The sequence below is a fragment of the Verrucosispora sp. WMMD573 genome, from assembly GCF_027497175.1.
Taxonomy (GTDB): domain Bacteria; phylum Actinomycetota; class Actinomycetes; order Mycobacteriales; family Micromonosporaceae; genus Micromonospora.
Genome location: NZ_CP114901.1, coordinates 3,630,945 through 3,648,124 on the forward strand (window position 1 = coordinate 3,630,945; position 17,180 = coordinate 3,648,124).

Annotated in this window: 12 protein-coding genes; 11 read left to right on the plus strand and 1 reads right to left on the minus strand. The window is 71.9% G+C overall.

All coding sequences use genetic code 11. The features are described from left to right. Positions 1 to 89: 89 nt before the first annotated feature. The 8 genes from O7601_RS16655 (at position 90) to mltG (ending at position 10,241) form a co-directional block, all read left to right on the plus strand. Positions 90 to 299 (plus strand): hypothetical protein, encoded by a 210-nt coding sequence (locus tag O7601_RS16655; protein ID WP_093404409.1) that lies wholly within the window; start codon positions 90 to 92, stop codon positions 297 to 299. Between the two features lie 75 nt (positions 300 to 374). Continuing rightward, positions 375 to 1,901 (plus strand): replication-associated recombination protein A, encoded by a 1,527-nt coding sequence (locus O7601_RS16660; RefSeq protein WP_281562044.1) that lies wholly within the window; start codon positions 375 to 377, stop codon positions 1,899 to 1,901. Positions 1,902 to 4,096: 2,195 nt separating this feature from the next. Further along, entirely contained in the window at positions 4,097 to 4,906 is an 810-nt protein-coding gene (locus tag O7601_RS16665) for a hypothetical protein (RefSeq protein WP_281562045.1), read from the plus strand. A 138-nt stretch (positions 4,907 to 5,044) separates the two neighbouring features. Next, positions 5,045 to 5,506, plus strand: a complete 462-nt coding sequence (locus tag O7601_RS16670; protein WP_164445188.1) for a DUF948 domain-containing protein — start codon at positions 5,045 to 5,047, stop codon at positions 5,504 to 5,506. Positions 5,507 to 5,532: 26 nt separating this feature from the next. Continuing rightward, positions 5,533 to 5,838, plus strand: a complete 306-nt coding sequence (locus tag O7601_RS16675; protein WP_093404399.1) for a hypothetical protein — start codon at positions 5,533 to 5,535, stop codon at positions 5,836 to 5,838. Continuing rightward, positions 5,835 to 8,513 (plus strand): alanine--tRNA ligase, encoded by a 2,679-nt coding sequence (gene alaS, locus O7601_RS16680; protein WP_281562046.1) that lies wholly within the window; start codon positions 5,835 to 5,837, stop codon positions 8,511 to 8,513. The genes O7601_RS16675 and alaS overlap by 4 nt, the downstream gene beginning before the upstream one ends. Positions 8,514 to 8,586: 73 nt before the next feature. Continuing rightward, positions 8,587 to 9,048: a Holliday junction resolvase RuvX gene (gene ruvX, locus O7601_RS16685; protein WP_281562047.1), complete on the plus strand. Its 462-nt coding sequence runs from the start codon at positions 8,587 to 8,589 to the stop codon at positions 9,046 to 9,048. Beyond that, on the plus strand, positions 9,045 to 10,241 hold the full coding sequence (mltG, locus tag O7601_RS16690; RefSeq protein ID WP_281562048.1) for an endolytic transglycosylase MltG: 1,197 nt from the start codon (positions 9,045 to 9,047) through the stop codon (positions 10,239 to 10,241). The genes ruvX and mltG overlap by 4 nt, the downstream gene beginning before the upstream one ends. Before the next feature lie 58 nt (positions 10,242 to 10,299). Here mltG and O7601_RS16695 read toward each other — a convergent pair whose 3' ends face one another. Beyond that, complete coding sequence (locus tag O7601_RS16695) at positions 10,300 to 11,565, minus strand: endo-1,4-beta-xylanase (RefSeq protein ID WP_281562049.1); 1,266 nt, start codon at positions 11,563 to 11,565, stop codon at positions 10,300 to 10,302. A gap of 159 nt (positions 11,566 to 11,724) precedes the next feature. Here O7601_RS16695 and O7601_RS16700 point away from each other — a divergent pair, with 159 nt between their 5' ends. The 3 genes from O7601_RS16700 to O7601_RS16710 all read left to right on the plus strand — a co-directional run bounded on the left by O7601_RS16700 (position 11,725) and on the right by O7601_RS16710 (position 17,099). Continuing rightward, positions 11,725 to 12,573, plus strand: a complete 849-nt coding sequence (locus O7601_RS16700; RefSeq protein WP_281562050.1) for a shikimate dehydrogenase — start codon at positions 11,725 to 11,727, stop codon at positions 12,571 to 12,573. A 646-nt stretch (positions 12,574 to 13,219) separates the two neighbouring features. Then, a complete protein-coding gene (locus O7601_RS16705) occupies positions 13,220 to 14,929 on the plus strand; it encodes a glycosyl hydrolase (protein ID WP_281562051.1) in 1,710 nt (569 codons plus the stop codon). A gap of 238 nt (positions 14,930 to 15,167) precedes the next feature. Further along, positions 15,168 to 17,099: a hypothetical protein gene (locus O7601_RS16710; RefSeq protein ID WP_281566952.1), complete on the plus strand. Its 1,932-nt coding sequence runs from the start codon at positions 15,168 to 15,170 to the stop codon at positions 17,097 to 17,099. Positions 17,100 to 17,180 lie beyond the last annotated feature (81 nt).

Consider the following 17,180-nt stretch of genomic DNA (forward strand, 5'->3'; position numbering starts at 1 on the left):
GCCGCGTGATCCACCGTGGAGATTGGCGAGCCGACCGATCGGGTACATCCCGCGCCGACCTACTGGAACCCCCCCACCGGAGGAACGTCATGCTCGCCATCGCCGCGGCCGTCGTCTTCGGCTTCGCCCTGTTGCTTGACCTGCTGGACACCAAACTCGGCGCGCCGGACCTGTTCAACTGGAACACCCTGGTGCTGATCGGTCTGCTGCTGCTCTCGCTATACCTGGCCGGCGTCGGCCGGGGCCCGGGTGGCGGCGGTGGTCGCTGGTACCGCGGTCGCCGTCCGGGGCGCGGCTGACCGGAAACGACCACCCCGGGCTCGGCCGGCGGCGCGATTCCGGCGTTGTCGGCCGAGCCCGGTACTGTTCTCGTGATGGAGTCCGACGCCCTCTTCACCCTCGGTGAACCCGCCGCCGCACCCGGTACGCAGGCGGGTTCCGGTGGCGTCGGCGGCTTCAACCCGGCCGGGCCGGACGCGCCGCTGCCGGTCCGGATGCGCCCGGCCAGTCTGGACGAGCTGGTCGGCCAGGAACACCTGCTCGCCCCCGGTGCGCCGCTGCGGCAGCTGGTCGCCGGCAACGCGCCGATGTCGGTGATCCTCTGGGGGCCGCCGGGCAGCGGCAAGACCACGATCGCCCACCTGGTCGCCGCCGCCACGGACCGGCGGTTCGTCGCCATGTCCGCGCTGACCGCCGGGGTCAAGGACGTGCGTGCCGTGATCGACACGGCTCGGCGACAGCGGCGCTCGGGCGGCCCGCCGACGGTGCTCTTCATCGACGAGGTGCACCGGTTCAGCAAGACCCAGCAGGACTCGCTGCTCGCCGCGGTGGAGGACCGGACGGTCACGCTGCTGGCGGCCACCACCGAAAACCCGTACTTCTCGGTCATCTCCCCGTTGCTCTCGCGGTGCGTGCTGCTCACCCTCCGACCCCTCGACGACGACGCGGTACGCGGGCTGTTGCACCGTGCGCTCGTCGACGGGCGCGGGCTGGGCGGCGCGCTCACCCTCGCAGCCGAGGCGGAGGAACACCTGGTCCGGTTGGCCGGTGGGGACGTCCGTAAGGCGCTCACGGCACTTGAGGCGGCGGCCGCCTCGACGACCGCGCTGGGCAACGACCAGATCGACCTGGCCACCGCCGAACGCGCGGTGGACACCGCGGCCGTCCGCTACGACCGGGCGGGGGACGCCCACTACGACGTGACCAGCGCTTTCATCAAGAGCATGCGCGGTTCTGACGTGGATGCGGCACTGCACTGGCTGGCCCGGATGCTGGTCGCCGGGGAGGACGCCAGATTCATCGCGCGGCGGCTGGTCATCTTCGCCAGCGAGGACGTCGGCATGGCCGACCCGGCGGCACTCGGTGTGGCGACCGCCGCGGCCCACGCCGTGGAGTACGTCGGCCTGCCCGAGGCGCAGCTCAATCTCGCCCAGGCCGTCATCCACCTGGCCACCGCACCCAAGTCGAACTCGGCGACCACCGCCATCGGGGCGGCGATGGCCGACGTGCGCTCCGGCCGGGGCGGTCCGGTGCCCCGAGGGCTGCGCGACGCCCACTACTCCGGTGCCCGGGGCCTCGGGCACGGCATCGGCTACCGCTACCCACACGACGACCAGCGGGGCGTGGTCACCCAGCAGTACGCGCCCGACGACCTGGTCGGCACCGACTACTACCGGCCGAGTCAGCACGGCGCGGAGCGATCGGTGGCCGGCCGGCTGCCGTTGCTGCGCCGGATCGTCCGCGGGCTGTCCACCCCTGCCCGCACGGACGAGCCGGCAAGGGGCGGTCGGCCGGCCCGGCCGACGTCGTCCGGGGGGGACGATGACGACGGTCGTACGGCCACGACAGCCCAGGTGGCCGAAGAGGTCGGCGCGAGCGCCGACGGGAGGGGTCAACAGTGAAATCGTCGGACCGACCGGACGACAGCCCGGACGCGCGGCGCGGCAAGAATCGTCGCTGGGGTCGGGGTAGATCCGAGGCCGCCGCACCGGAGGAGTCGGGCGGCGGCGAGGATTTCGGCTGGATCGACGACCTGCGTTCGGCCAAGCAGCAGCGTGCCGAGCTGGGCCCCGATGGTGTCGCCGTCGAGCCTCCCGCCGCGGGACGCAGCGGTCCGGAGCGACCCGGTCAGCAGCCACCCGTGCGGCCCGGTCCCGCGCCGGTCAACCACCCGGGACCGGACGGTCCGGCAGCGCCGCCACCTGGCCGAGGCCCGGCCGAACCCCCGCGAGCGCGTCCCGTCGACGGCCCCTGGCCGGGTAATCCGGCTGCCCGTCCGCCGGCCCGCCCGCCCGGCGGGCGGCTGCCGGGTCCCCCGCCGTTCGCCGCCCGTCACGAGCCCAACGCACCGAACACCCCGCCGGCCGGTTGGCCGCAGCAGCCCGCAGCCGCCGGCCCGCCCACCCGGCGGCCACATCCTGGTGAGCCGGTTCCGGGTGACGGTCCCAGGCCGGTTCCGGAGGCAGGCCCGGTCTCCGGCGCACCGACCGTCCCGGGCTGGCCGTCCGGACCGGTGTCGGGTGCGCCCACCGGCTCAGTGCCGGGTCCGTCCGCAGGCCCCGTGTCGGGTCCGCCCGGACAGCGGCCCGTGCCCGGCGGCCGGCCGAACGCCGCGCCCGCCGGTCCGCGCCGCCTGCCCTCGGCCGAACCCGTCCCGGCATCGCCGGACACCACCCCCGGCTCGGCTGCACCCGGCATGGCACCCGCCGCCGGCCGGCCGGGTGGTGCACCGGCCGGCGGTCGGCGAGCCGGCCGTCGGCGGGCCGCCGAGCCGGAAGAGGAACGGCCGGTGGTGCCGCTGTCGGGCAATGCGCCACCGGTCCCCGGTGCTCCGTCCGGCCATCCGGCCGCTGGGCTTGCCCAGCCCACACCCGTCCGTGGCGGGGAGTCGGGCGCACCGACCGGCACCGACCGGGACCGCCGGACCGCACCCGGCGCGGTCGGCCCCGAGGGAACCGGCGACGTGGCGTCGGGGCGCCGGACGGCACCCGAATCGCAGCCGCCGTTCGGCCGCCGCCCTGCCGATGGGCCGGCCGAGCCACAGCGCACCCGCCGCGCGGCCGACGCGGAGGACACACCGACCCGGGGCCGGCGCGCGGCGGCCGAGGAGCCGTCCGGACGGCACGCGGTGGCGGGCGCCGCTACCGAAACTCCCGCCGGCGGTGTGCGGCCGGTCGAGGGCCGAGCCGGCCGACCGGAGCGGCCGTCTGACTGGCTCCGGCAGGCCGGACGACCGCACCACACCGACCCGGCGTTGCCCACGATCAGCAAGCGAGCCGGCGCACCGTCCGGCCGCGTGATCGGTACGCCCTCCGGCGGTACGCCGATGGTCGGCGACCGGCGTGGCACAGATGTCGGCCCGCCCGGTCGGCCGAACGCGGGTGCCGCACCGGCCGATGGACGCGGCGTCGAGCCGGGACCGGAACGCCCGGGTGCCGGGCCCGCCCGCCGCCACGACGGGCCACCGGCTGGACCGGGCCGCCCCACTCCGCCGGCCGGTCCTGCCCCGGATGGACCTGGGTCAACCGGTCGGGCCGGCACCCTGCCCCGGATCGGTGCCAACGGCCCGGCAGCCCGGCCCGACGGCCCGCCCCGCGGTGCGGGGCGTCCTGAGGGCCCGCCTGGGGCTCCGCCACGTGGTGCGGCCCGCCCCGAGGGTCCGCCCGTGGGTCCGCCGCCTGGTGTGGGGCGGCCCGGTGGTGCGCCTGGGGTTCCGCCGCGTGGTGCGGCCCGTCCGGATGGTCCGCCCGTGGGTCCGCCGCCTGGTGTGGGGCGGCCCGGTGGTGCGCCTGGGGTTCCGCCGCGTGGTGCGGCCCGCCCCGAGGGTCCGCCCGCGGGCCCGGCGCGTGGCGCGGCCCGGCCTGACGGCCCGGCCGGTCGCCCGGGCGACCCGCCGTCAGGCCCCGCCCGTGGCGCGGTCCGGCCCGATGCCGGCTCCGCCGGCGCTGACCCTGTCCGGGGTGTCGGCGCCGGTCCGATCGGTTCGCCGGTCGCGGCTCGCGCCGGCGCGTCGGCGCGACCGGACGACCGGCTGGCTGGCCGGGCCACGCCACCGCACCGCCATCCAGCGCGTCCCGAACCCTCCGGGGTGCCGCCGGTGCCCCCCGGGCGCGGCGGTGCGGCTCCGGCGGTGGCCCGCGCCGCGGCTGCCGTGGCGCCGGCCGATCCGACCGGGCATCCCGGGAAGCCGATGGCCCGACGTGCCGAGGTGCCGCCGGCCGCCGACGTCGACCGGCCCGAGGGCGACCAGACCGGCGAGGGTGGTGAGTCGCGCCGCCAGGCGCCAGGTTCCCCGCGGCTGCGCGCCGCCGTGCTGGTGCTGGCCAGCGTCCTGCTGCTCGGTGTGCTCCCCGCGTTCTTCGGGGTGCAGACGATGAACCGGGATCCGGTCTTCGCCTCGCTGGACGAACTGGAGGTGCCGTCCTGGGCCTCGGTCGAACCGGTCGACGACGTCAGCGGCAGCCAGTGGTGCCTGCTCGACTGTCGGTTGCGGGAACGCACCGCCACCTCCGACCGGTCGCCGGACGAGACGGCCCAGGCGTACGAGGCCGCGCTGACTCGCGACGGCTGGCAGCGGTGGACGCCCAACTACTGCCCGGAGCAGGAGGAGAAGGGCAGCTACACCTGCTGGCGGCGGGACGAGCTCACCCTCGACCTATGGGTACGGGAACGGACCTGCGTGCCGCCACCGGTGGACGGCGAGCCCGCGGTGGTGCCGGTTCCCGACCCGTCCACCGCGGCGCAGGAGTGCCCCGGATCGTTGGTGTCGGTGAAGGTGCGCAACGCGATCGACGACGAGCGGACGCGGCCACAGCCGAGCACCGATCCCTCGCTGACCGGTGAGGATCCCTTCCCGACACTTACCGACGACCCGTTGAGCGACCTGACGCCGTCACCACCGTCCTGAGCCGATCGTCATCACGGACGGTAGGGTCAGGTGCTGGTGGTGACCGGCCGTCGGCCGGGCACTCGACGTTGACGTGGGCGAGACGGTCGTGCGGGTCGGGGCGCTGCGCCCCGACGGCACAGTTTGAGGAGGACTGGCGTGGGCTTTTTGGAGGTCGCGGCGCTGATCGCGGCGATCGCGTTCGCGATGCTGGTGCTGATCCTGACGCTGCCCATCCTGCGGTTGCGGCACACCGTGGACGCCACCACCCGCATGATCAACGACCTCAACGACCGGACGGGTCCCCTGCTCGGTGACGTCAACACCACGGTACGCAACGTCAACGTGACGTTGGAGCAGGTGCAGACCTCGCTCGACGGGGTCAACCTCCAGTTGGCCAAGGTCGACACCATGACCGGTCACGCGCAGAACATCAGCGCCAACGTCGCCAACCTGGTCACCGTGGTCTCCGCCGCCGCGGCCAACCCGCTGGTCAAGGTCGCCGCGTTCGGGTACGGCGTACGCAAGGCCGCCGCCGCGCGCCGGCACGCCGAGACCGAGCGCGAGGTGCGGGACACCATCAAGGCTCAGCGGCGCGCCGCCCGGCGCGGGAACCGCTGACCCCGAGGGCACCCGGAGGTACGAGCATGAGGCGCCTGTTCTGGCTGGGTATCGGCCTGGCCGTCGGTGTCGTGGTGGTGCGCAAGGCGACCCGCGCCGCGCACGCGTACACCCCGGCCGGCATCGCCGACAACCTGTCGCAATCCGCTGGCGGACTGGTCGAGGAACTGCGTAGCTTCGTGGCGGACGTACGCGCCGGGATGGCCGAGCGGGAGCACGAGATCCACGAGGCGTTCGCCCAGGGCGAGGCGTTCGACGACCAGTTCGCCGAGCTGCGGGAGGACCCGCGGGTCGGCGACCGAGAGATCTTTCCGGAGGAACACCAGCGATGAAGACGGCGGAGATCAAGCGGCGGTATCTCGCCCACTTCGAGGCGAACGGTCACACCGTGGTGCCGTCCGCTCCGCTGCCCGCCATCAGCGACCCGAACCTGCTGTTCGTCAACGCCGGCATGGTGCAGTTCGTCCCCTACTTCCTGGGCCAGCAGACGCCGCCGTACCGGCGCGCGGTAAGTGTCCAGAAGTGCATCCGTACGCCGGACATCGACGAGGTCGGCAAGACCAGCCGGCACGGGACGTTCTTCCAGATGAACGGGAACTTCTCCTTCGGCGACTACTTCAAGGAAGGGGCGATCCCGCTCGCCTGGGAGCTGGCCACGAAGTCGGTCGAGGCCGGTGGGTTCGGGCTGGATCCGGAGCGGATCTGGGCGACGGTCTACCTCGACGACGACGAGGCGTACGACATCTGGCGTCGTACCGGGGTGCCCGACGAGCGCATCGTGCGCCGGGGTAAGAAGGACAACTTCTGGTCAATGGGCATCCCCGGGCCGTGCGGCCCGTGCTCCGAGCTGTACTACGACCGGGGGCCGGCCTACGGCGCCGAGGGCGGCCCGGAGGTCGACGAGGACCGGTACCTGGAGTTCTGGAACCTCGTGTTCATGCAGTTCGAGCGGGGTCCGGGCACCGACAAGGAGAACTTCCCGATCCTGGGTGAGCTGCCGGCGAAGAACATCGACACCGGCATGGGCCTGGAGCGGATGGCGTCGATCCTGCAGGGCGTCGACAACCTCTACGAGATCGACGAGGTCCGCCCGATCCTGGACCGCGCGGCCGAGCTGACCGGCAAGCGGTACGGCGCGCACTCGGGCCACGCCGCCAACCAGTCACACCCGGACGACGTGCGGCTGCGGGTGATCGCCGACCACGTGCGTACCGCGCTGATGCTCATCGGTGACGGGGTGACCCCGTCCAACGAGGGGCGTGGGTACGTGCTGCGGCGGATCATGCGGCGGGCGATCCGGTCGGTGCGGCTGCTCGGCTGGCAGGAGCGGGCGCTGCCGGAGCTGCTGCCGGTGGCCCGGGACTGCATGGCCCCGTCGTACCCGGAGCTGGCGGCGGACTTCGACCGGATCTCGGCATACGCGTACGCCGAGGAGGATGCGTTCCTGGCCACGTTGCGGGCCGGCACGACGATCCTCGACACCGCGATCACCGAGACGAGGTCGGCGGGGCGGCCGGCGCTCTCCGGAGACAAGGCGTTCCAGCTGCACGACACCTACGGCTTCCCGATCGACCTGACCCTGGAGATCGCCGCCGAGCAGGGGCTCACCGTCGACCAGGAGGGCTTCCGTCGGCTCATGGCCGACCAGCGGGCCCGCGCCAAGGCCGACGCGCAGGCGCGCAAGACCGGGCACACCGACCTGTCGGCGTACCGCTCGGTGCTCGACGCGGGCGGCCCGGTGACCTTCACCGGTTACACCGAGGTGTCCCGCGAGTCGACGGTCCGCGCGGTGCTCGGCACCGAGGGTCCGCGCGCGGCGGCCGTCGAGGGCGACACCATCGAGCTGGTGCTCGACACCACCCCGTTCTACGCCGAGGGCGGTGGTCAGCAGCCCGACCTCGGCATGATCACGGTGGGCGGCGGCCAAGTCGAGGTCCTCGACGTGCAGCAGCCGGTGCCGGGGCTGATCGTGCACCGGGCCCGGGTGCTGCGGGGCGAGGTGCGCGCGGGGGAGACCGGCTACGCCGAGATCGACACCAGTCGGCGGCGGGCGATCTCCCGGTCGCACACCGCCACCCACCTGGTGCACCAGACGATGCGTAACTTCCTCGGCGAGTCCGCCACCCAGGCCGGCTCGCTGAACGCCCCCGGTCGGCTGCGCTTCGACTTCAACACCGCCACCGGCGTGGCACCCAGCGTGCTGCGTGACGTGGAGCAGCAGGTCAACGAGGTGCTACTGGCCGACCTGGAGGTGCACGCGTTCGTCACCTCGCTGGAGGAGGCGCGGCGCATCGGTGCCATGGCGCTCTTCGGCGAGAAGTACGGCGAGCACGTCCGGGTGGTCGAGGTCGGTGACTACGCCCGCGAACTCTGCGGCGGCACCCACGTGGCCCGCTCCGGTCAGCTCGGTCTGGTCAAGATTCTTTCCGAGTCGTCGATCGGTTCCGGCGTACGTCGGGTCGAGGCGCTGGTCGGGATGGACGCGTTCAACTTCCTGGCCCGCGAACACCTGCTGGTGTCCCGCCTCGCCGAGCTGTACCGCGTCCCCTCCGAGCAGGTCGCCGACCGGGTCGAGCAGACGGTCACCCAGCTGCGCGACGCGGAGAAGGAGTTGGAGAAGCTGCGCGCGCAGCTGGTGCTCGGCGGCGCGGCGGCGCTCGCCGCCCAGGCCAAGGATGTGTCCGGGGTCGCCTACGTGGGCACCGAGGCGCCCGAGGGGGCGGCCGGCAACGACGTGCGCACCCTCGCCCAGGAGATCCGGGGCCGGATCGACGCGTCCCGGCCCGGGGTGGTCGCGGTGGCCGCCCGAGCCAACGGCAAGGCGTCGCTGGTGGTGGCGGTGAACCCGGCCGCCCGCAGCCGGGGCATCGCCGCGAACGAGCTGGTCAAGGCGGCGTTCTCGGGTCGTGGCGGCGGTAGCCCCGAGCTGGCCCAGGGCGGCGGGCTGCCCGAGTCGGAGGTGCCCCGACTGCTGCTCACGGTCGAGCGGGCGCTCGCCGACGCGTGAGTCGTCAGCGCAGCGCGTCAGGGTGGGTCGGCTCGGCCCGCCCTGACGCCTCTGTCGGGGCAGGTGACGCGGCGTGAGCGACTCACCCCGTGGGGTACGGCTCGGAGTGGACGTCGGGCAGGTCCGGATCGGGGTCTCCCGGTCCGATCCACACGGCGTTCTGGCCACCCCGCTGGTCACCCTCGCGCGGGAGCAGAACCCCAGGTCAGATGCGGTGCCGTCGGACGTCGCCGAACTCGCCGCGCTGGTCGCCGAGCACCAGGCCGTCGAGGTGGTGGTGGGCCTTCCGGTCAATCTGGCCGGCAAACATGGCCCGGCAGCGGAACACGTGAAGGCGTACGCTCGACAACTGGCCGATGTGATAAATCCTGTCCCGGTGACGCTCACCGACGAGAGGATGTCCACGGTCCTGGCGAGCCGTAGGCTTGCCGAGCGCGGTGTCCGGGGGAAGAGACAACGGGCGGTGGTCGACCAGGCCGCCGCGGTGGAAATTCTGCAGAGCTGGCTGGATGCGCAGCGGAGGCGGACGCAATGATGGACGAGCTGGACCTCGGGTTCGACGAGCAGGAGCGGGGGGAGAAGGGCAAGCACCGCCGGGGCCGCCGTAAGGGCGGCCGATCCGGTGGCGGGCGGGGCAAGACCGTCCTGGCCCTGCTGCTGGCCGTGCTGCTGCTCGGTGGCATCGGCGGAGGCGCCTTCTACGGCTTCGATCGGGTCCAGAGCTACTTCGTCACTCCTGACTACGACGGAGGCGGCACCGAGGAGGTGACCGTCCAGATCCCGCAGGGCGCGTTCCTCGCCGACATGGCCGTGGCGCTGTACGACGCCGGTGTGATCAAGAGCACCGAGGCGTTCATCGAGGCGGCCGACGAGAACTCCCGCAGCCGCAACGTCCAACCGGGGACGTACACGCTGCGCAAGCAGATGAGCGGTGAGCTGGCCCTGGCCGCGATGCTCGACCCGAAGAACCGGGTGGTCAACGGGCTCACCATCCCCGAGGGGCGGACCGCGAAGAGCATCTTCAAGCTGCTCAGCGACCACACCGAAATTCCGGTGAAGGAGTTCGAGACCGCCGCGAAGGACCCGGAGAAGCTCGGCGTGCCGGACTGGTGGTTCAAGCGGGAGGACGGCAAGAAGCCGAAGAAGTCGATCGAGGGCTTCCTCTTTCCGGACACCTACGAGATCCCGCCGGACGCCACCGCCGAGGCCATCCTCGGCCAGATGGTCGACCACTTCCTCACCGTCACCGGTGAGATGGAGTTCGCCGACCGGGTGCAGGAGGAGCGCGGCGGGATCAGCCCGTACGAGGCGCTGATCGTGGCGTCGCTGGCCCAGGCCGAGGCGGGCACCAAGAAGGACCTCGGCAAGGTCGCCCGGGTCGCCTACAACCGGGTGTACCGGGGCAACTTCGACTGTGGCTGCCTGGAGATGGACGTCACCGTCAACTACTACCTGGAGTTGACCGGGCAGAAGACGAAGACGTCCGGCCAGATGACCCAGAGCGACCTGGACAACCCGGATAATCCGTACAACCGCAAGCTGCGGGGCATGATCCCCACGCCGATCAACAATCCCGGCAAGGAAGCCCTGGAGGGGGCGATGGATCCGCCGGTCGGCGACTGGCTGTTCTTCGTGGCCGTCGACAAGGAGGGCAACTCCGCCTTCGCGGAGACCTACGAGGATCACCTGAAGAACGAGGCCAAGGCGCGGGAGGCCGGCATCATCTGATCGCTGCCGCGACCCCGTGACGGGCTAGAGACCCGGTCATCATCCGGGATCCGGCGGTTCAGGCCAGGTCGAGGGTGGTCGTGGACTCGATGGCGTCGATGGTGAAGCGCGCCGTGCGGTCGCCGACGGAGACGGTGTAGTCGCCGAGGAAGCCCTCAACGGTGACGGTGCCGTCCGCTCCGGTGCGCAGGTCCGTCGGTGACAGCCACCACTCGCCCTTGATGAGCGCTGCCAGGGCGTCGTACGCCGGCTTCGGGCTGCCGTCGGCGCGGACCAGTCCGGCGGGCGCGCCGAGCCAGGCACCCCGGTCGGTGAGCCCCCAGTAGTTGATCGACTGGACCGCCGGGTGGGCGAGCAGCGAACGGTAGTGCCGGACGATCTCCTCGGCCTGCCGCGCCTCGCCGTCGGGCGTGCTGGGCCAGTGCGGGATCTGGTAGTCGTTCAGGTCCTCGATCTCGGGCGGCATCAGGTGCCCGGAGACCAGGGTGGTCTCGGTCAGGTGCAGCGGCAGCCCGTACCGGGCGAACCGGTCGAGCATCTGTTGCATGTACTCCTCGCCCCGGTAGCCCTGGTGCATGTGGGTCTGCAAGCCGATCGCGTCGATGCGGACGCCGGCTTCGAGGACTCCCTCGATGAGGCATTCGTACGCCGAGCTGAGGTCGAAGTCGTTGAGCACCAGGGTGGCCGCCGGGTTGACCGCCCGGGCCTCCTCGAACGCCAACCGCACCAGGTGAATGCGTCCGCGTGCCCGGGCCAGCGGGGTGATCGCGTTGTCGCCGTTGTCGAAGACGGGCATGATCACCGCCTCGTTTATCGCGTCCCAGGTGTCGATCAGGCCGGCGAATCCACCGGCCAGGTCACGGACGCGGGCCCGCAGCAGCCCTTCCACCTCATCGAGGTCCAGATCGAGCAGCCACGACGGCTGCACGGTGTGCCAGACCAGCGGATGACCCTTGACGGTGACGCCCCGTTCGGCCAGCCACCGTGCCGTGGCGGTGAGACGTTCGGTGTCGGGCGCGCCGCGCCGTGGCTCGTAGCGACCCCAGTAGAACGGCAGGGTTGCGGTGTTGAACAGGGTCAGCCACAGCTCACCCAGCCGGCCCAGATCCAGGTGATCGGTCCCGCCGAAGCTCTCGACGTCTGTGGTCTCCGTCGGGCCGGGGCCGCCCACCAGTTTGACGAAGTCGAAACCGATGTTCCCGAAGGCGAAGGAGTGTCGGTCCTGCGCGACAGTCACCGCCCGGTCGGCGAGCGGCTGCCGGTCGACGCCTCGGACGGTGAGGGTGATCTCGCCCTTGCGGTGCCGCAGACTGCTGTCAGACATTGTTGGATGTTAGGCGACAGGTGCGCGTGCTGCTGAGGAGCGATGGTGGCTGAGCCAGGGAACGCGGCGTCAGGGCGTGCGGCGTCGGGGCGTGCGGCGTCAGAGCCGGCGGCGTTGGAGCGTGCGGCGTCAGGACGTGCGGCGGCGATCGAGGAGTCGGTGCACGGGACAGCGGCGCACCGGGCGGCGGTGCTGGGCAAGCCGATCGCTCATTCGCTCTCCCCGGTGATCCACAATGCCGGGTACGCCGCCGCCGGGTTGACCGGGTGGTCGTACACCCGGATCGAGTGTGCGGCGGCCGAGCTGCCGGCCCTGGTCGCCGGCCTGGGCCCGGAGTGGGCCGGGTTGTCGGTGACCATGCCGGGCAAGGAGGCGGCGCTCGCGGTGGCCGCCGAGGTGTCGCCGGTCGCCGCCGCCGTGGGTGCGGCCAACACGTTGGTACGCCGAACCGACGGCTCCTGGTACGCCGACAACACCGACGTCAGCGGCATGGTCGAGGTGCTGACCGAGGCGGGCGTACGCCCGGGTGCCACCGTCACCGTGCTCGGCGCGGGCGGCACCGCCCGGGCGGCCCTCGCGGCGGCGGCCCGGCTGCACGCGGCAGCAGTCACCGTGATCGCCCGCCGTCCGGCGGCGGTTGCCGAACTGGAACCGGTCGCGGCGGCGCTCGGCGTGACGATGATCGGCGCACCATGGCCGGTCGGGGCGTGGTCCGAGGCGTCGGGGCTGGCCGAAGTCGATGTGCTGATCTCTACCGTGCCGCAGGGGGCCGCCGACGAGCTGGCCGGCCGGGTGCCCTGGCGAGCCGGCACGGTCGTCTTCGATGCAATCTACGACCCGTGGCCGACCCCGCTGGCCGCCGCCGCCGAAGCTGCCGGCTGCCGGATCGTCTCCGGCCTCGACCTGCTGCTTGCCCAGGCGATCGGCCAGTTCGAGCAGTTCACCAACACACCCGCCCCCCGCCCGGCAATGGCCGCCGCCCTCACCGCCGCCCGGTCCGGTACCTGATCTCCCGCCGCCCGGTCGGGTACCTGATCTCCCGCCGCCCGGTCGGGTACCTGATCTCCCGCCGCCCGGTCGGGTACCTGATCTCCCGCCGCCCGGCGGCTCCATTCCGGCCTCGCTCAAGGTGACGGTACCCAACGCGGCGAGGCGGGCCGAGACCCTCGCCGCCCGCGAGCCGCCGCCCGCGAGCCGCCGCCCGCGAGCCGCCGCCCGCTCGCCGGCCACCGGTCGCCGCTCGCCCGCCGGCACCGCCCCGCGGTCCGCCTGCCCCGCCGTCCCCGCGGTCCGCCCGCTGGCACCGTCTGCCCCTCGTTCTCGCCCACTCGCCGCTCTGGGCGGGGCGATCCGCCGAGATCTTGGACATTTTCCGTTAACGAGGAACGGAAGATGTCCAAGATCTCATGTTCTGCGCTGCTTAATCGTGGTGGTCGGGGTGGCTAGGGGGTTGGCGGCGGGGCCAGGCTATGAAGCGGGTGAAGAGGGTGGCGGGGGCGGGGTGGGGGTGAGGGCGGGGTGGGGAGGCGTGGGGAGGCGTAGGGGTGTCTTAGGCGAGTTTTAAGACGCGCTTAGGTCCTGCCGTCATTCGCACGCTCCGTTGTGTACGCGGATACGCTGCTCAGCGTTATCGTCGAAGACACGAGGAGTATCCGTGACCAGTCGCGGACTGCACCGCATGATCCCGCGCCGTGGCGGCCGGCGTAAGGCCGTGATGCTCGGCGTCATCGGCACCACTGTGGTGGTGGGGATCGGCGCGACCATGGTGCCGCTGCTCGCCGATGACGGCCTGTCGATCGCGGTGGTGGCCGACACCACTGCCACGGCGGTGCCGCAGGACGGTGACAACAGCGTCAAGACGACGCTCGCGACGTGCCCCGCGCCCTGCGACGGCAACCCTCGTGGCTCCCGTGAGGCGGTGCTCACCTTCCTGGTCGCGAAGCTGCCGGCGAACGCGGTCAACGTACGGGCCACGCTGCGGGTACACGCCTGGCAGAAGCTCCAGGCGACGGTGACCGCGCACGAGTCCCGACTCGACGCCCGGGCGGCGCGTCCGATGCCGACGCCGCTGGGCGCGGCGCTGGACACGGTCGCCGGCGTCGCCAAGGGTTTCAACGAGTGGGACGTCTCGGGCCTGGTCAACGGTAACGGCATCTGGACCCTGTCGCTGGCGCAGACCGGGTTGGACACCCGCATCTACTGGGCCTCGGGCGAGAACAGCAACCCGGATCTGCGCCCGCGCCTGGCGATCAGCTATGACGGGGTGGGTATCCGGCCGCCATCGGCCTCACCCAGCGTCGTGCCGACGCCGTCGGCCACCGCCAGCCGTCCCCCGGCCTCACCGACCGCCTCACCCAGCGTGGGCCCGTCGCCCGCCCGACCCAGCCCCACCACCACGCCCCCGCCATCCGAGCCGGGCAAGTGCGGAACGGTCTCGGCGAAGCTGGTGCCCGGCTGCGGTGCCTGGTGGGGGATGTACTCGCCGACGAACGCCGCCGCCGGATGGGATCACGGCAAGGCCGTCAGCGACGTGGAGAAGCAGGTCGGGCGGAAGTTCGACATCGTCCACCGCTACCACGACTTCTCGAACACCGGTAGCAACGGCGCCTTCCCCGACGAGTTCCAGCAGCAGCAGATGCGCGAAGGCCGGCTCATGTTCTTCGCCTGGGAGAGCCGGGTCTTCTCCTCGGGTACGGTGCTGACCTGGAAGGACGTCTACAGCGGACGGTACGACGCGACGATCGACGCGGTCGCCGGGCGGATCCGGGCCATCGGCCAGCCGGTCTTCATCGGGTTCGACCACGAGCCGGAGGACGAGCCGGCCAAGGGTAGCGACGCGGACTTCGTCCGGGCCTGGCGGTACGTGCACGACCGGTTCGCCGACGCCAAGGCCGACAACGCCGTCTGGGTGTGGACGATGATGGGCTGGTCCGGTCACTACGACCGGTACGCCGGGCTCTATCCCGGTGACCGCTACGTCGACTGGGTGGCCTGGGACCCGTACAACTTCCATGTCTGCAACGGCAGCACGGTCTGGAAGAGCCCCAGCACCACCATCGGCTCCTTCTACCGGTGGCTCGACCAGAACGGCATCGGCGCGGGCAAGCCCCGGATGCTTGCCGAGTTCGGCACCAACATGAACGCCGCCGATCCGAACGCCAAGCGGCGCTGGTTCGAGGAGTTCCCGGCGGCACTGAAGGCCCATCCGAAGATCAAGGCGGCGGTCTACTTCAACTCGGCGGGCATGACGAAGACCACCAGCACCTGCAACATGATGATGAATCAGAACGCGGCGGCGGTGGCCGGGTTCACCACCGCCGGGCGGGACAGCTACCTGCGGCAGCCGACGGGAGGGAGCCGCTGAGTCGAGGTGAGTTGAGCCGCGGAAGCGGGCCGCCGCAGCGATTGTCGGAAATCCGACCGTCGCCGAGGTTGTCCGTTTCCTGATCCACCGTCCGCCCAATCGGCGGATGCCGCCCTCCAGCGTGGAGCGGGCACGCTACGTGCATTCTCGTCCACTCTGGAGGCGTAGCGTGCCCAGATACTCCTTGTCGTGGCGTTTCCCCCGTCGGCTTCGATTCCGGGCTGCGGCCGTCGCTCTGGTGGCCGTCGCCGCCGTACTGACCGTGCCCGCCGTGGCGGCCGCGGCCGTGGTGCCGGTACCCGAGCCGGCCACCCTGGTCTCGACCGATCCGGCCGACCAGACCCCGCACGCCCGCAACGGTGAGGCTCGCGCCTTCGCCGAGATCGGCAACACGGTCTACGTGGGCGGCAGTTTCACGCAGATCCGCCAGACGGCAACTTCGGCCTGGATCGCCCGCAGCTATCTCTTCGCGTACGACCGCACCACCGGGACGATCTCGACGGCCTTCCTGCCGGTGCTCGACGGCGCGGTCAACTCGCTCATCGCCGGCCCGGGCGGCACGCTGATCGTCGGTGGGGCCTTCAAGAACGTCAACGGCGTGTCCCGCAAGAACCTGGTGGCGCTCGAACCGTCGACCGGGATGATCATCGATAGCTGGGCCGGGCGATCCGACGGCGGCACCGTGCGTGACCTGGTGCTGCACGGCAACTGGCTCTACGTGGCCGGGGCCTTCAACTGGCTCAACGGCACCGCGCACTCCGGGCTCGGCCGGCTGGACGCGACGACTGGAGAGATCGATCCGACCTTCGACATCAACACCAGCGTCGGCCGGCACGGCACCAGCATGTACGCCTGGACCATCGACGTATCCCCGGACGGCGGCACGCTCGTCGTCGGCGGCAACTTCCTCTACGTCAACGACCTGCCGCGTAATCAGATCGCGCTGGTCGACCTGACGGGCACGCCGAGCGTCATCGACTGGAGCTCGGAGCGGTTCGTCGCGCCGTGCGCCAACCCGACGACGTTCGTGCACTACGTGCAGGACGTTCGCTTCGGCGGCGACGGCACCTGGTTCGTCGTCGGCACCAACGGCGGGTCGGGCTGGCCGAGCGCCTACTGCGACGCCCTGGTCCGATTCGAGACCGCCCACCGGGGGCCCAGCCAGGTCGCCACCTGGGTGAACTTCACCGGTAACGACACCATCACCTCGGTCGAGGTGGCCGACAACATCATCTACCTCGGCGGGCACTTCCGGTGGCTGAACAACCCGAACGCCAGCGACCGGGCCGGCAACGGCGCCATCGACCGGCTGGGCATCGCCGCGGTCACCCCGGCCACCGGCATGCCGGTGAACTGGAACCCGCGCCGCAGCGGTGGCTCCGACCTGCCCTCCGGCGCCAGCTCGTGGGGGTCGTCGGTGCCGGTGCTGTGGCGGGGCGCCGCCGGGCTCTACTTCGGACACAACTCGGACGGCATGGGCAACGAGTACCACGGCCGGCTCGGCGTGTTCCCGATCAGCGGTGGGCGCACGATCATCCCGAAGAACCCGCCCACGGGCAGCAGTGGCCACCTGCACCTGAACGTCGGTCCCGGTGAGGTGGCGAAGGTGCCGTTCGACGGCACCACCCTCGACGCCGCCAACGCCACCCCGGTCAGCCAGCCGAACTACACCGACGCGGGCGCGACCTGGCTGGTCGACGACCGGATCTACTGGTCCCACGTGGTCGCAGGGACACCGACCGGCAGCCGGATCGACGTGTCGCTGTTCAATGGCAACACGATCGGTGGGTCGTGGGAGGCGTCCGGCTACAACGACTGGTACAACCCGGCCCTGCTGACGGGTGCGTTCTACCTCGACGGTCGGCTGTACTACACCCGCAGCGGTGCCAACAACCTCTACTACCGCTACTTCGAGATCGACGGCAACTACCTGGGCGCCACCGAGTTCGTCCTGCCCACCACGGGCGTGACCTGGTCCGGGGTGCGCGGCATGGCCTGGGTGGACGGAAAGATCGTCCACGGGTCGACCAACGGGTCACTGCGCAGCGTGCCGTTCGACCCGACCCTGGCGCCCACCGCCGCGGTCGACGGCACCGCGTCGACGCTCATCGCGGCGGCGACGCCGGAGCTGACCTGGTCAACCGCGTCGATGTTCTTTTCGGTGCCCTAGCGTTCACCGTTCGTAACGAATCCTCGGTAGTTTGTTCACCTCGGGTCGGCGCGGGGAAACCCGCCGCCGACCCGAGAAAGG

What these genes read in the sequence shown, in the direction of transcription:
- O7601_RS16655 (WP_093404409.1), top strand. Translation starts at nt 90, where the DNA reads ATGCTCGCCATCGCCGCGGCCGTCGTCTTCGGCTTCGCCCTGTTGCTT.
- O7601_RS16660 (WP_281562044.1), top strand. Translation starts at nt 375, where the DNA reads ATGGAGTCCGACGCCCTCTTCACCCTCGGTGAACCCGCCGCCGCACCC.
- O7601_RS16675 (WP_093404399.1), top strand. Translation starts at nt 5,533, where the DNA reads ATGAGGCGCCTGTTCTGGCTGGGTATCGGCCTGGCCGTCGGTGTCGTG.
- alaS (WP_281562046.1), top strand. Translation starts at nt 5,835, where the DNA reads ATGAAGACGGCGGAGATCAAGCGGCGGTATCTCGCCCACTTCGAGGCG.
- mltG (WP_281562048.1), top strand. Translation starts at nt 9,045, where the DNA reads ATGATGGACGAGCTGGACCTCGGGTTCGACGAGCAGGAGCGGGGGGAG.
- O7601_RS16695 (WP_281562049.1), bottom strand. Translation starts at nt 11,565, where the DNA reads ATGTCTGACAGCAGTCTGCGGCACCGCAAGGGCGAGATCACCCTCACC.